General features: G+C 65.7%; 14 protein-coding genes. 5 read left to right on the forward strand and 9 right to left on the reverse strand.

Annotated features, from left to right (window positions below):
• The first annotated feature begins 8 nt into the window (after positions 1 to 8).
• Both A5773_RS00960 and A5773_RS00965 read left to right on the forward strand, forming a co-directional pair.
• Positions 9 to 455 carry an SRPBCC family protein gene (locus A5773_RS00960; RefSeq protein ID WP_067788956.1) on the forward strand — a complete coding sequence of 149 codons (447 nt, stop codon included), beginning with the start codon at positions 9 to 11 and terminating at the stop codon, positions 453 to 455.
• Positions 439 to 1,002 carry a TetR/AcrR family transcriptional regulator gene (locus A5773_RS00965; RefSeq protein WP_067788959.1) on the forward strand — a complete coding sequence of 188 codons (564 nt, stop codon included), beginning with the start codon at positions 439 to 441 and terminating at the stop codon, positions 1,000 to 1,002. The genes A5773_RS00960 and A5773_RS00965 overlap by 17 nt, the downstream gene beginning before the upstream one ends.
• Before the next feature lie 25 nt (positions 1,003 to 1,027).
• Here the strand turns inward: A5773_RS00965 and A5773_RS00970 are convergent, their stop codons facing one another.
• The 7 genes from A5773_RS00970 to A5773_RS01000 form a co-directional block, all read right to left on the reverse strand.
• Positions 1,028 to 1,486, reverse strand: a complete 459-nt coding sequence (locus A5773_RS00970; protein ID WP_066952350.1) for a universal stress protein — start codon at positions 1,484 to 1,486, stop codon at positions 1,028 to 1,030.
• Between the two features lie 92 nt (positions 1,487 to 1,578).
• Positions 1,579 to 3,123 carry an NAD(P)/FAD-dependent oxidoreductase gene (locus A5773_RS00975; protein ID WP_067788963.1) on the reverse strand — a complete coding sequence of 515 codons (1,545 nt, stop codon included), beginning with the start codon at positions 3,121 to 3,123 and terminating at the stop codon, positions 1,579 to 1,581.
• Between the two features lie 110 nt (positions 3,124 to 3,233).
• A complete protein-coding gene (locus A5773_RS00980; RefSeq protein ID WP_156744679.1) occupies positions 3,234 to 3,968 on the reverse strand; it encodes a TetR/AcrR family transcriptional regulator in 735 nt (244 codons plus the stop codon).
• 78 nt (positions 3,969 to 4,046) lie between these two features.
• Positions 4,047 to 6,212, reverse strand: coding sequence for a class 1b ribonucleoside-diphosphate reductase subunit alpha (nrdE, locus tag A5773_RS00985; RefSeq protein ID WP_082948029.1), 2,166 nt, complete (start codon positions 6,210 to 6,212; stop codon positions 4,047 to 4,049).
• Positions 6,182 to 6,628, reverse strand: coding sequence for a class Ib ribonucleoside-diphosphate reductase assembly flavoprotein NrdI (nrdI, locus tag A5773_RS00990; RefSeq protein ID WP_067788966.1), 447 nt, complete (start codon positions 6,626 to 6,628; stop codon positions 6,182 to 6,184). The genes nrdE and nrdI overlap by 31 nt, the downstream gene beginning before the upstream one ends.
• A 35-nt stretch (positions 6,629 to 6,663) precedes the next feature.
• Positions 6,664 to 6,903, reverse strand: coding sequence for a glutaredoxin-like protein NrdH (gene nrdH, locus A5773_RS00995; protein ID WP_066952340.1), 240 nt, complete (start codon positions 6,901 to 6,903; stop codon positions 6,664 to 6,666).
• 517 nt (positions 6,904 to 7,420) lie between these two features.
• Positions 7,421 to 7,999 (reverse strand): NAD(P)H-dependent oxidoreductase, encoded by a 579-nt coding sequence (locus A5773_RS01000; protein ID WP_067788968.1) that lies wholly within the window; start codon positions 7,997 to 7,999, stop codon positions 7,421 to 7,423.
• 71 nt (positions 8,000 to 8,070) lie between these two features.
• Here A5773_RS01000 and A5773_RS01005 point away from each other — a divergent pair, with 71 nt between their 5' ends.
• Complete coding sequence (locus A5773_RS01005; RefSeq protein ID WP_067788971.1) at positions 8,071 to 8,685, forward strand: TetR/AcrR family transcriptional regulator; 615 nt, start codon at positions 8,071 to 8,073, stop codon at positions 8,683 to 8,685.
• The gene (locus tag A5773_RS01010; RefSeq protein ID WP_067788972.1) at positions 8,685 to 9,728 is read left to right on the forward strand and encodes a DNA polymerase IV; all 1,044 of its coding nucleotides are present in this window, start codon (positions 8,685 to 8,687) and stop codon (positions 9,726 to 9,728) included. Before A5773_RS01005 ends, A5773_RS01010 begins: the two co-directional genes overlap by 1 nt.
• Here the strand turns inward: A5773_RS01010 and A5773_RS01015 are convergent.
• Together A5773_RS01015 and A5773_RS01020 are read right to left on the reverse strand one after the other, a co-directional pair.
• Positions 9,663 to 10,586 (reverse strand): SDR family oxidoreductase, encoded by a 924-nt coding sequence (locus tag A5773_RS01015; protein ID WP_066952332.1) that lies wholly within the window; start codon positions 10,584 to 10,586, stop codon positions 9,663 to 9,665. The genes A5773_RS01010 and A5773_RS01015 overlap by 66 nt on opposite strands.
• 27 nt (positions 10,587 to 10,613) lie before the next feature.
• The gene (locus A5773_RS01020; protein ID WP_066952330.1) at positions 10,614 to 11,249 is read right to left on the reverse strand and encodes a TetR/AcrR family transcriptional regulator; all 636 of its coding nucleotides are present in this window, start codon (positions 11,247 to 11,249) and stop codon (positions 10,614 to 10,616) included.
• A gap of 114 nt (positions 11,250 to 11,363) precedes the next feature.
• Between A5773_RS01020 and A5773_RS01025 the strand changes: the two genes are divergently transcribed.
• Positions 11,364 to 12,842 (forward strand): cytochrome P450, encoded by a 1,479-nt coding sequence (locus tag A5773_RS01025; protein WP_066952328.1) that lies wholly within the window; start codon positions 11,364 to 11,366, stop codon positions 12,840 to 12,842.
• Positions 12,843 to 12,845 lie beyond the last annotated feature (3 nt).

The raw sequence follows: 12,845 nt of genomic DNA on the forward strand, positions 1-12,845 counted from the left end.
TTTGGTACATGCTTATCGAAGACAGTGTCGAGATCGATGCGTCGCCGCAGCTGGTGTGGGATGTCTTCAGCGAGGTGGAACGCTGGCCCGAGTGGACAGCGTCGGTGACCTCGCTGGCCGGCCGGGACGGGCCCACGCTCGGGGTCGGCAAGCGGTTCACCATCAAGCAGCCCGGCATGTCGAAGCTGGTCTGGAAGGTCACCGAGATCGACCCGGGCTCGTCCTGGACCTGGGTGCAACGCTCCCCCGGCGTGCGGGTGAGCGCCCGGCATGACGTGATCCCGCAATCCGGCGGCCGCACCCTGGTGCGCCAGCAACTGGATCAGCGCGGTCCGCTCGGCGCGTTGGTCGGGCGGTTGATGCTCAAGAAGACCAAGCGATTCCTGGAACTCGAGGCGCAAGGACTCAAGGCCCGGTCTGAGCAGCTCAGCCGCGCCAATGGCTCGCACTCCTGACTCGCTGCGGCGCCGCGAACTACTGCATGCCTTGTTCGAGGAGTTCGCCGCGAACGGCATCGGCAACCGCTCGCTCCGCGATGTCGCAGCCGCGGTCGGCACCAGTCACCGAATGTTATTGCACCACTTCGGCTCTCGAGACGATCTGCTGATCGCGGTCGTGGAGGAGGCCGAGCGCCGCCAGATGGCCATGGTCCCCGACTTGCCCACCGATCCGGCCGAGGGCTTCGCCGCCATGTGGGCCGACCTTCGCCGCCGGGACCTGCGCCAGCTGGAGCGGCTGTTCTTCGAGTGCTATGCCCGCGCGGCCCAGGGCGAAAAGCCTTTCACGCGAATGGTTCCCGGGGCGGTCGACGGCTGGCTTCGTGAGGTCGAGACCGCCGCCGCCGGCGTCGCCTATAACGGCGCGCTGGCAAGGCTGGGGCTGGCCGTCACCCGTGGCCTGCTGCTGGACCTGGTCGCCACGAACGACGAGGCCGGCGTCGACGCGGCCGCGGCCGCTTTCGCGCAGCTGCTACGCGGATACGGCCCAACGGTCGGCGCGTGACGGCTGGCGCCAAACGATCGATGCCTCAGGCGGTGGTGTAGACGATCAGCACGTCGGTTCTGGCCCTGCGGGAGACTTCGGATGGGACCGATCCCAGCAGCCGCCCGGCAACGCTGCTGAGCCCGACGTTGCCGACGACGAGCAGGTCGGCCTCGATCTCCTCGGCGAGTTGCACCAGCGCATTGATGGGAGCACCGACGATCGGCTTTTCCTCGACGTTCGTGGCCCCGGCTTGGTGCGCCCGCTCCCTGGCGTTCTGCAGGATCGCGAAGAACGGGGCCTCGCCCACCGTGCGGTAGTCCTGACCGTGGTCGCTTCCCGGTGGGATGGCGTAGCGGCCCTTTTCCAGGGGAACGGGAAGATGCGCGGTCGCAACGATCAATTTCGCGCCGTGATGCGCAGCGATCGCGGCTGCGCGGTCCACCGCGCGCAGCGACGAATCCGAGCCATCGGTGCCGACCACAACGGTCTGGTAGGCAGTCATTTCCCTCCCAGTGTAAGACCAGACAGCGGCTCAACACCCGCTCAGAGAAGAATTCATGGAGAGCCCGACTCGAGCCATGCCTACCCGGCGGCTCAGCCCCGCGCGGCCGCCGCCATGCGCTTGGCGCCCGACCCGTTGCCGAAGAATTCGTACTCCTCCGGCTTGACCGAGCGGGTGTCCCGCCAGTACTCCCAGGTGTAGCCGCCCCACAGCACCGTGTTCTTGCCGTGCTCGTCGAGATACCAACTGGCGCAACCACCGCTGTTCCACACCGACGGCCCCAGCCGGCGCTGCAACTCGTCGTTGAAGGCGTCCTGCGCGGCGCGCGTCGGCGCCAGCGCCTGCACGCCGAGCTTGTCGCAGGTCTTGATCGCGCTGGCCACGTAGCGAATCTGGGACTCGATCATGAAGACCACCGAGTTGTGTCCCAGGCCGGTGTTGGGCCCCAGCAGGAAGAACAGGTTGGGCATGTCGGCGACGGTGATGCCGCGGTGGGCGGCGATGCCCTCCCGGTTCCAGCGGTCCACCAGGTCCTCACCGTTGTGGCCCTTGATCTGGACGTAGGTGTAGGAGTCGGTGACGTGGAATCCGGTGCCGTACACGATGACGTCGGCCTCGCGCTCTTTGCCGTCGGCGGTGACGATCCCGGTGGGCGTGATTCGCGCGATGTGATCGGTGATCAGTTCGGTCTTCGGGTCGGCGACCGCACGATAATAGGTGGAGGAGTTCAGGATTCGCTTGCAGCCGATGCGATAGTGCGGGGTCAGCTTGCGACGCAGTTCGCGATCCTTGACCGACCGGCGGATGTTGTATTTCACGTAGGCTTCGATGAACTTCAGCGCGTTGGGGCGCTTGGTCATCCCGACGGCCAGCGCCTCTTGACCCCAATAGATCGCCACACGCGTCAGCGCCCGCAAGCCCGGGACGTTCGCCATGGCCCGGCGCAGTGCGACGGGAATCTCGGGGTTGGAGCGCGGCACCACCCACGGCGGAGTGCGTTGGTAGAGCTGAAGTTCGGCGACCTGCCCGACGATCTCCGGCACGATCTGGATCGCGCTGGCGCCGGTCCCGATCATCGCCACCCGCTTGCCGATCAAATCGACGCTATGGTCCCATTCCGCGGAATGGAAAGCAGGACCGCGGAATTCGTCGCGGCCGTCGATGTCGGGCAGGGACGGGATGTGCAACGCCCCCGCGCCGGAGATCAGGAACTGCCCGACGAATTCGCGGCCGTCTTCGGTGAAGACATGCCAGCGCTGTTCGTCGTCGTCCCAGTGGGCCCGATCGACGTGCGAGTTGAACTCGATGTACCGGCGCAGGCCGTATTTCTCGGTGACGCCTTTGAGGTAGTCCCAGATCTCGGGCTGATAAGAGAACGGGTTCTTCCAGTCGGGCTTGGGATCGAAGGAGAACGAATACAGGTGCGACGGGATGTCGCAGGCGCAGCCCGGGTAACTGTTGTCGCGCCAGGTGCCGCCGACGTCGTTGAACTTCTCCAGGATCACGAAGTCCACGCCCTGCTGCTGCAGCTTGATCGCCATGCCCAGGCCAGAGAACCCGGTCCCGATGATGATGGCGCGCGCGTGCACGGGCTGGTGTGCGGATGTCGGTTCGGCGTGTGTCACAACGTCGGTCACAGTGGATCGGTCTTCCTGTTAGCTCCCCAAATACCCAGTACCCAGGGTATCGAATGGCACGAGTGTTGACGATCGCCGGAACGATGTCAACGTGCCAAAGGTCCTCAGCCTCAGCTCGCCGCAGGGTTGCTGGGCACCACGCTGTGAACCGGCTGGTCGGGGTCCATCGTGATGCCGAGCACCTCGGCGGTGCCGACGATGACCCCCACCATGATGGTCGTCAGGTGGGCGACGAACTGGTCGCGCGGCATGCGGCGCGCGCTCTGCGGGTCCGGACCCAGCCACCACTCGGTGGCCGATGCAGCCGAGCCGAAGGCCGCGTGCGCGGCGAGCTCGAACGCCGCATGGTCGAGCTCCATCTCGCGCAGCTCGTCGTCGAACAGGTCGGCCATCGCCAACGTGATGCCGCGACCCTCGTTGAGGATCTGGGGGCTGGCCGACGAGCGGCCCTGGATGAACACCCGCAACACGTTGGGGTGCTGGTCGACGAGGCCGACGTACTCGTCGACGGCCCGCCTGATCACCTCGCGCGCCGAGTCGACCTTCAGATCGACCGACGGGAAGATCGCCGTCCAGAGCATGTCGCGCAGGCGTTCCCCGATGGCCTGGAACAGATCGGACTTGTCGTGGAAATGCCGGTAGATCTTCGGCTTGGCGGTGCCGGCCTCCTCGGCGATCTCCCGCACGCTCAGCTCGGGCCCCAGGCGGTCGATGGCGCGAAACGCCGCATCCACGATCTCGCCGCGCACCTTCTTGCGGTGTTCGCGCCACCGCTCGCTGCGCGCGTCGACCTTGGCCCCCGGCGGCTTGACGCTGGGGTGGGGTGGTCGCGGAATTCTCACCACGTCAAGCACCATACCCCTCTGGGACCGCCCTGAGCCGCTGACCTGGGCAGACTGCGCCCCAGGAGCCGGCTGCGACGCTCAGAGCATGCAGGACACGCAGCCCTCGACCTCGGTGCCCTCCAAAGCCATCTGCCGCAAGCGGATGTAGTAGAGCGTCTTGATGCCCTTGCGCCAGGCGTAGATCTGCGCCTTGTTCACGTCGCGGGTGGTCGCGGTGTCCTTGAAGAACAGCGTCAGACTCAGGCCCTGGTCCACGTGCTGGGTGGCCGCGGCGTAGGTGTCGATGACCTTCTCGTACCCGATCTCGTAGGCGTCCTGGAAGTACTCCAGGTTGTCGTTGGTCATGTAGGGCGCCGGGTAGTAGACGCGGCCGATCTTGCCTTCCTTGCGGATCTCGACCTTGCTGGCGATCGGGTGGATCGAGCTGGTGGAGTGGTTGATGTAGGAGATCGACCCGGTCGGCGGGACGGCCTGCAGGTTCTGGTTGTAGATGCCGTACTCCTGCACCGACTCCTTCAGCCGCTTCCAGTCGTCCTGGGTGGGGATCCGGATGTCCGCGTCGGCGAAGAGCTGACGCACCTTCTCGGTCTGCGGCTCCCACACCTGCTCGGTGTACTTGTCGAAGAACTCCCCCGATTTGTACTTCGACCGCTCGAAACCGCCGAACGCCCTGCCCCGTTCGATGGCAATGCGATTCGACGCCCGCAGCGCGTGGTAGAGCACCGTATAGAAGTAGATGTTGGTGAAGTCGATGCCTTCCTCGGACCCGTAGAAGATGCGCTCCCGGGCGAGATAGCCGTGCAGGTTCATCTGTCCCAGCCCGATCGCGTGGGATTCGTTGTTGCCCTGCTCGATCGAGGGCACCGACGTGATCGACGTCTGGTCACTCACCGCGGTCAGCGCGCGGATCGCCACCTCGATGGTCTGCGCGAAGTCGGGCGAGTCCATCGCCTTGGCGATGTTCAGCGACCCGAGGTTGCACGAAATGTCCTTGCCCACTTTGGAGTACGAGAGGTCATCGTTGAACTCCGACGGCGTGGACACCTGCAGGATCTCCGAGCACAGGTTCGAGTGCGTGATCTTGCCCTCGATCGGATTGGCCCGGTTCACCGTGTCCTCGAACATGATGTAGGGGTAGCCCGACTCGAACTGCAGCTCGGCCAGCGTCTGGAAGAACTCCCTCGCCTTGATTTTCGTCTTGCGGATGCGCGCGTCGTCGACCATCTCGTAGTACTTCTCGGTCACCGAGATGTCGGCGAAGGGCACCCCGTAGACCCGCTCGACGTCGTACGGCGAGAACAGGTACATGTCCTCGTTCTTCTTGGCCAGCTCGAAGGTGATGTCGGGGATCACCACGCCCAGGCTCAGCGTCTTGATCCGGATCTTCTCGTCGGCGTTCTCCCGTTTGGTGTCCAGGAAGCGGTAGATGTCGGGGTGATGCGCGTGCAGGTACACCGCGCCGGCCCCCTGGCGTGCGCCCAGTTGGTTGGCGTAGGAGAACGAGTCCTCGAGCAGCTTCATGATGGGGATGACGCCCGAAGACTGGTTCTCGATGTTCTTGATCGGCGCGCCGTGCTCACGAATGTTGGTCAGCAGCAACGCGACTCCGCCGCCGCGCTTGGACAGCTGCAGGGCGGAGTTGATCGATCGCCCGATCGACTCCATGTTGTCCTCGATGCGTAACAGGAAGCAGCTCACGGGCTCGCCGCGCTGCTTCTTGCCCGAGTTCAAGAACGTCGGGGTGGCCGGCTGGAAGCGGCCGTCGATGATCTCGTCGACCAGCTTCTCGGCCAGTCCGGTGTCGCCGGCGGCCAGGGTGAGCGCCACCATGACCACGCGGTCCTCGAAGCGCTCCAGGTAGCGCTTACCGTCGAAGGTCTTGAGCGTGTAGGAGGTGTAGTACTTGAACGCGCCGAGGAACGTCGGGAACCGGAACTTCTTGGCGTAGGCGCGGTCCAGCAGCTCCTTGACGAAGTTGCGCGAGTACTGGTCGAGAACCTCGCGCTCGTAATAGTTTTCGCGAATCAGGTAGTCGAGCTTCTCGTCCTGATTGTGGAAGAAGACCGTGTTCTGGTTGACGTGCTGCAGGAAGTACTCGCGAGCCGCCAGCACGTCCTTGTCGAACTGAATCCTGCCGTCGGCGTCGTACAGGTTCAGCATCGCGTTCAGGGCGTGGTAGTCCGTCTCGCCCGGTAGCGTGTGCGCGCCGGAGGTTACAGGCTCTGCAGTGACGGTTGGTGGCACGTCTGTTCCTTCCAGAAATCTTCCAAACCCGCGCGGACGGCTTCCACGTCGTCCGGGGTTCCCATCAGTTCGAAGCGGTAAAGGTAGGGAACGCCGCATTTGCGTGAGATCACGTTGCCCGCATAGGCGAATTCGGCGCCGAAGTTGTTGTTGCCCGCGGCGATGACGCCACGGATCAACGACCGGTTGTGCTCGTTGTTCAGGAAAGCGATGACTTGCTTGGGAACATAGCCACCGGCATTCAGGTCCGGGGTGGCCCGGCCGCCGCCGTACGTGGGCAGTATCAGCACGTACGGCTCGTCGACCTCGATGGGGCCATGCAGCGGTATCCGCGTGGCGGGAACGCCCAGCTTTTCCACGAAGCGGTGGGTGTTCTCCGACACGGAGGAGAAATAGACCAGGTTGCGCGACTGCACCGCAACCTCCTTACCTGACGTCTGCCGCTAACTGCTCAGGCGCTAAGCGCCGATTCCGCGATGGCCCTGATGCGGTCCGGCCGGAACCCCGACCAGTGGTCGTTTCCGGCCACCACGACGGGGGCCTGCAGGTAACCCAGCGCCATCACGTAGTCGCGCGCCTCGTTGTCCAGCGTGATGTCGACCTTCTCGTAGCCGATGCCCTGCTTGTCCAGGGCCTTGAACGTGGCGCTGCACTGCACGCATGCCGGCTTGGTGTACACGGTGATGGTCATAGAAGCCGCTCCTTTGCGGAAGGTGGGACTTGTACGGACTGGCAACTACTCGGGTACTGCAACGAACTCTGTCCTCGCTGTGTTACAGCGGCCCGTCAAGTCCCCCGATTCCCGTCCTGCGGCCGTCGGGGTCGAATGACCTATCGAGCCGATTTCGGGTGGTGAACCAGGCCCCGGTCGGGCTGGTGAACCTGGGATCTGCCGGTGCTCGAAACACTACACCTAGTGGCTGACAAGATATCGAGATACAAGATGTTCGGAATAACATTTCTGAAATTCGCTGGTAGTAAGCACTCTGGACGACACGCGCCCGGCGTGTCGCAGGTCACATTCGCCGCGTGAGTCATCCATGCGAACGGGTATATCACCGGCCACCGACAACTCCCCGCCGGCGCGGCGCGGGCCCCCCAACCCGTCCCGCCGCCAGCAAAGCCGCCAGCCGGGGCTGGCGGCTTCTGCTATCCGGTTACAGCAACCTCGCTGGTCGTCCGGCGACCGGCTTGTTGACTTCCGCCAATCAGTCGACCTCGGCGACCAGTTTCCCGACGACATCGCGCACGTTCCCCGAGAGCTCGGCGTGCTCCGCGGGCGCCTTGCCTTCCAGTGTTTTGAACGGCACCGAGAGCTTGATCGACTCGACCACGCGGGCACCGGCAATCCCGAACGACTTGCGGGTTTCGTCGTGCGCCCAGACCCCGCCGTACTGGCCGAACGAGCCGCCAATGACCGCCAGCGGCTTGCCCTTCAGCGCGCCGTCACCAAACGGGCGGGACAGCCAGTCGATCGCGTTCTTGATGACGGCCGGGATGCTGCCGTTGTATTCCGGGGTGACCACCAGCGCGGCGTCGGCCTCGGCCGCCGCGGTGCGCAGGGCGGTCACCGGGGCCAGCGGCGGGGCGTCGGCAGTCATCGCCTCATCGATCTCCTCGTTGTAGAACGGCAGGTCCGCCAGCCCGTCGAACACCGTCACGGTGACGCCGTCGGGGGCGATGTCGGATGCCAGTTCGGCGATCTGACGATTGATCGACGCCGCGCGCAGGCTCCCCACTAACGCCAAGACCTTGATGTTGTCTGCCACCGTCGCGTTTCCCTTCATTAGTAGGTCCATCCTCGCACACACAACCGGACTAGAGTCCGGTTGTATTCCCGCGGCGTTAAAGTACAGGAATGAGCAGTGTCGAGCGGTTGGGTGAACTACCCGTCTACCCGCTCCAAGCGGCCCAGCCGGAGCGGGGCGACGCGGCGCGCAACCGTGCCCTCCTGCTGGATGCCGCCCGTAGGCTGATCGCCGAGCGCGGCGCGGACGCGGTCACCATGGATGACGTCGCGGCCGCCGCCGGTGTCGGCAAGGGCACGTTGTTTCGCCGGTTCGGCAGCCGCGCCGGCCTGATGATGGTGCTGCTCGACGAGGACGAGCAAGCCAGCCAGCAGGCCTTCCTGTTCGGCCCGCCTCCACTGGGACCCGACGCCGCGCCGGTCGACCGGCTGGTGGCGTTCGGTCGGGAACGCATCTGTTTCGCCCATACCCATCACGAACTGCTGTCGGAAGCACACCGCGATCCGCAGGCTCGCTACAGCGCGCCCGTCCTGGTGCACCACACCCACATCCGGGTGCTGCTCCAGGCGGCGCACACCACCGGCGACCTCGACGCTCAGACCGATGCCCTGTTGGCCCTCCTCCACGTGAACTATGTCGAGCACCAGCTCAACGAACGCGGCCACACCCTGCAGACGTTGGGTGACGCATGGGAAAGCTTGGCGCGCAAGCTTTGTGGGCGCTGATGAGCTCGGCCTGGGTCCTGCACGTCGACCTCGATCAGTTTCTGGCGTCGGTGGAGTTGCGCCGCCACCCCGAACTGGCCGGGCTGCCGGTCATCGTGGGCGGCAACGGCGACCCGACCGAGCCCCGCAAGGTCGTCACCTGCGCCTCCTACGAGGCCCGGGAATTCGGCGTGCACGCCGGCATGCCGTTGCGGGCCGCTTCGCGCCGCTGCCCCGATGCGACGTTTCTGCCCTCGGATGCGGCCGCCTACGACGCGGCGTCCGAAGAGGTGATGGGGCTGTTGCGAGACTTGGGGCATCCGGTCGAAGTGTGGGGCTGGGACGAGGCCTATGTCGGGCTGAACGGCGACGCGGCGGCCGATCCGGCCGCCGTGGCCGAAGAGATTCGCACGATCATCTCGTCGGAAACCGGGCTGTCCTGCTCGGTCGGAATCAGCGACAACAAGCAGCGCGCCAAGATCGCGACCGGCTTCGCCAAACCGGCGGGCATCTTCAAGCTCACCGATGCGAACTGGATGACCCTGATGGCGGATCGCCCGGTCGACGCACTGTGGGGCGTGGGGCCGAAGACGGCGAAAAAGCTTGCCACACTGGGAATTACGACAGTCTGGCAGCTCGCGCACAGTGATGCCGAGTTGCTCACCTCTGCGTTCGGCCCGCGCACCGGCCTGTGGCTGCTGCTGCTGGCCAAGGGCGGCGGTGACGCGCAAGTCAGCGCCGAGCCGTGGATTCCCCGCTCCCGCAGCCACGTCGTCACCTTCCCGCGAGACCTCACCGATCGCGCCGAAATGGATTCGGCCATAACGCAACTGGCCGAACAGGCGTTGGCTGACGTGCTCGCGTCCGGCCGGATCGTGACGCGGGTGGCGGTTACCGTGCGAACCGCGACGTTCTACACCCGCACCAAAATCCGCAAGTTGGACGCGCCCACCACCGACCGCGACACCATCGTCGCCGCGGCGCTGCGCGTGCTGGAACTATTCGAGCTCGACCGCCCGATCCGGCTGCTCGGAGTGCGCCTCGAACTGGCCATGCCGGACTAGCGGCGCCGGAGCCGGCCGCAGCGCCCGGGTGAAGATGACGTTGACCTGACGCATCGCCACGCTGTAGGGCCACCAGGCCAGCCGCTTGAAGGCGTACAGCGCCCGGATGTCCGGTGAGGTGTAGATCAGGTAGCGGTTCTTGGCCACCCCGGCCAAGATCTTCTCGGCCGCCTTCTCCGGCGAGACGGCGTGGCCGCTGAACCGGTTCACCCAGCGCGCGACCTTGGGGTCTTCGCGGTCCACGCCGGCGATCTCGACGGTTTGCACCAGTGGGGTGTTCACCGCTCCCGGCACCACGACCGACACCCCGATGCGGTGGCGGGCCAGGTCGAAGCGCAGCACCTCCGACAGGCCGCGCAGGCCGTACTTGCTGGCGCTGTAGGCGGCATGCCACGGGAGCGCGACCAGCCCGGCCGCCGACGACACGTTGACCAGGTGCCCGCCATTGCGGGCGGCCACCATCGGCGGCACGAAGGATTCGATGACGTGGATCGGACCCATCAGGTTGATCGCGATCATCTTGCTCCACTGGTCGTGCGTCAGCCGGTCGACGGTGCCCCAGGCGGAGACTCCGGCGATGTTGAGCACGACGTCCATGCTCGGACGGTCGCGGTGGACGTCGGCGGCGAACGCCGCCACCTGGTCGTAGTCGGCGATGTCGAGCGCCCGGTGCGCGGGCACCTGAGCGCCCAGCGCGCGGGCGTCGGCCACGGTGAGCTCGAGGCCCTCCCGGTCCCGGTCGGTCAGATAGAGTTCGGCGCCCTGTGCGGCCAGCCGCAACGCGGTGGCCCGCCCGATGCCGCTGGCCGCGCCGGTGACCAGACACCGCTTGCCTGCGTAATACCCCTGCTGCCCCATTGCCGTGACGATACCGGCGGTAACGCCCTACGGGCGCCCGCCCCAGAGCGCGTGTAGCCACAACCGCTCGAGTACGCGCACGCGGCGGTCGCGATCGCTGTCACGGCCGGCCAGGATGGGATCGCCGGTCAGCATCAACGCGGTGGTACCGGCCAGGGTGCGGATCAGTGTCGGCAGGTCGTCGCTGATCGGGCTGGCGGTCCCGGCCTTCATCTCGGCCTCGACGATGGCGACGATCTGACCCAGCACCACCTCGAATTGTTGATCCATCAGGTTGCGAATCTCGACGTCGGTATTGCGGGCCTCGTTGCAGGCGGTCATCACCGGGTCGTTGTGCGCATAAACGGCCGCCGCGCTGCCGACCATGCGCTCGGCGAACTGCTCCGGCGACTCGCCCGGCTGGCGAGGGGCGAAATCCTGGGTTAGCGCTTCGAGTTCCTCGGCGGCCTCGGCCATCAGCTGGGCGAGTACGGCGTACTTGGAGTCGAAATAGAAGTAGAAGCCCGACCGGGCCACCCCGGCCCGGAGGCTGATGGTGCTGACCGACAGCTCCGCGAATGGCTTCTCCTGCAGCAGTTCCCGCACCGCCTGCAGGATCGCCTGGCGCTGCTTGTCGCCGCGCCGTTGCCCGCCCGGCTCCGGACTGGCGGGATGGCTGCTCATTCCCTGACCTTGCACCACGCCGGTCAAAAAGCAAACTTGACAGCCGTCAAGTTTTTTCCGAAGGTTATAAGACAGTGACGGCTGTCACCTCGGAGGGAACGCAAAGGAGCGTCTATGACCGCCACGATCAGCACCCCGCAGTACCTGCTGGACCAGGCGCGGCGCCGGTTCACCCCGACGCTGAACACCATCCCGGGGATGGGTGCGGTCGAAAGGCGTCTGCTCAGCCACGACTGGGAAACCAAGGTGCTGGCCGAACCGCCCGCCGGCAGCGGCCTCAAGCCCGTGCTGGGTGACGCCGGCCTCCCGATCCTCGGGCACATCATCGAGATGTTCCGGGGCGGGCCGGACTACGCACTGCATCTATATCGCACCCGCGGCCCCCTGCACTTCCTCGACTCGCCGATCATGCCGGCGGTGACCGCGCTGGGCCCGGACGCCACCCAGGCCGTGTTCTCCAACAAGAACAAGGACTTCTCGCAGCGGGGCTGGCACCCGGTGATCGGGCCGTTCTTCAACCGGGGCCTGATGATGCTGGACTTCGACGAGCACATGTACCACCGGCGCATCATGCAGGAGGCCTTCATCCGCAGCCGGCTGACCGGCTACGTCGAGCACATCGATCGGGTGGCCAGCGACATCGTCGCCGACTGGCCGACCAACGACGCGCGGTTCCTGTTCCACCCGGCGATGAAGGAACTCACCCTCGATATCGCATCCCTGGTGTTCATGGGGCACGAGCCGGGCACGGACCACGACCTGGTGACCAAGGTCAATCAGGCGTTCACGATCACGACGCGCGCGGGCGGCGCGATCATCCGGCAACCCCTTCCGCCGTTCAAATGGTGGCGCGGGCTGCGGGCCCGCAAGCTCCTCGAGGACTACTTCATCGAGCGGGTGAAGGAGCGCCGCAACGCCACCGGCAATGACATGCTCACGGTGTTGTGCCACACCGAGGACGACGACGGCAACAGCTTCACCGACGAAGACATCGTCAACCACATGATCTTCTTGATGATGGCCGCCCACGACACGTCGACGTCGACGACCACCACCATGGTGTACAACATGGCCGCGAACCCGGAGTGGCAGGAGCGGGCCCGTGAGGAGTCGGCTCGGCTCGGCGACGGCCCGTTGGACATCGAGGCGCTGGAGAAGCTGGAGACGCTCGAGCTGATCATGAACGAGTCGCTGCGCATGGTGACGCCGCTACCGTTCAATATGCGGCAGGCCGTGCGCGACACCGAGCTACTCGGCCATTACATCCCCGCCGGGACCAACATCACCATCTGGCCGGGCATGAATCACCGCCTGCCCGAATTGTGGACGGACCCAGACAAATTCGATCCCGACCGCTTCGCCGAGCCCCGCTCCGAGCACAAGAAGCATCGCTACGCCTTCGCGCCGTTCGGCGGCGGCGCGCACAAGTGCATCGGCATGGTGTTCGGTCAGCTGGAGGTCAAGACCGTCGTGCACCGACTGCTGCGACGCTACCGGCTGGAGCTGGCCCGGCCGGGCTATCAGCCGCACCTGGACTACGGCGGCATGCCGATACCGATGGACGGCATGCCGATCGTCCTGCGCCCGCTGTAGGCC

The organism is Mycobacterium sp. 852014-52450_SCH5900713 (assembly GCF_001667075.1).
Classification (GTDB): Bacteria; Actinomycetota; Actinomycetes; order Mycobacteriales; family Mycobacteriaceae; genus Mycobacterium.

What these genes read in the sequence shown, in the direction of transcription:
- A5773_RS00960 (WP_067788956.1), top strand. Translation starts at nt 9, where the DNA reads ATGCTTATCGAAGACAGTGTCGAGATCGATGCGTCGCCGCAGCTGGTG.
- A5773_RS00965 (WP_067788959.1), top strand. Translation starts at nt 439, where the DNA reads ATGGCTCGCACTCCTGACTCGCTGCGGCGCCGCGAACTACTGCATGCC.
- A5773_RS00970 (WP_066952350.1), bottom strand. Translation starts at nt 1,486, where the DNA reads ATGACTGCCTACCAGACCGTTGTGGTCGGCACCGATGGCTCGGATTCG.
- nrdH (WP_066952340.1), bottom strand. Translation starts at nt 6,903, where the DNA reads ATGACCATCACCGTGTACACCAAGCCGGCATGCGTGCAGTGCAGCGCC.
- A5773_RS01000 (WP_067788968.1), bottom strand. Translation starts at nt 7,999, where the DNA reads ATGAAGGGAAACGCGACGGTGGCAGACAACATCAAGGTCTTGGCGTTA.
- A5773_RS01005 (WP_067788971.1), top strand. Translation starts at nt 8,071, where the DNA reads ATGAGCAGTGTCGAGCGGTTGGGTGAACTACCCGTCTACCCGCTCCAA.
- A5773_RS01010 (WP_067788972.1), top strand. Translation starts at nt 8,685, where the DNA reads ATGAGCTCGGCCTGGGTCCTGCACGTCGACCTCGATCAGTTTCTGGCG.
- A5773_RS01015 (WP_066952332.1), bottom strand. Translation starts at nt 10,586, where the DNA reads ATGGGGCAGCAGGGGTATTACGCAGGCAAGCGGTGTCTGGTCACCGGC.
- A5773_RS01020 (WP_066952330.1), bottom strand. Translation starts at nt 11,249, where the DNA reads ATGAGCAGCCATCCCGCCAGTCCGGAGCCGGGCGGGCAACGGCGCGGC.
- A5773_RS01025 (WP_066952328.1), top strand. Translation starts at nt 11,364, where the DNA reads ATGACCGCCACGATCAGCACCCCGCAGTACCTGCTGGACCAGGCGCGG.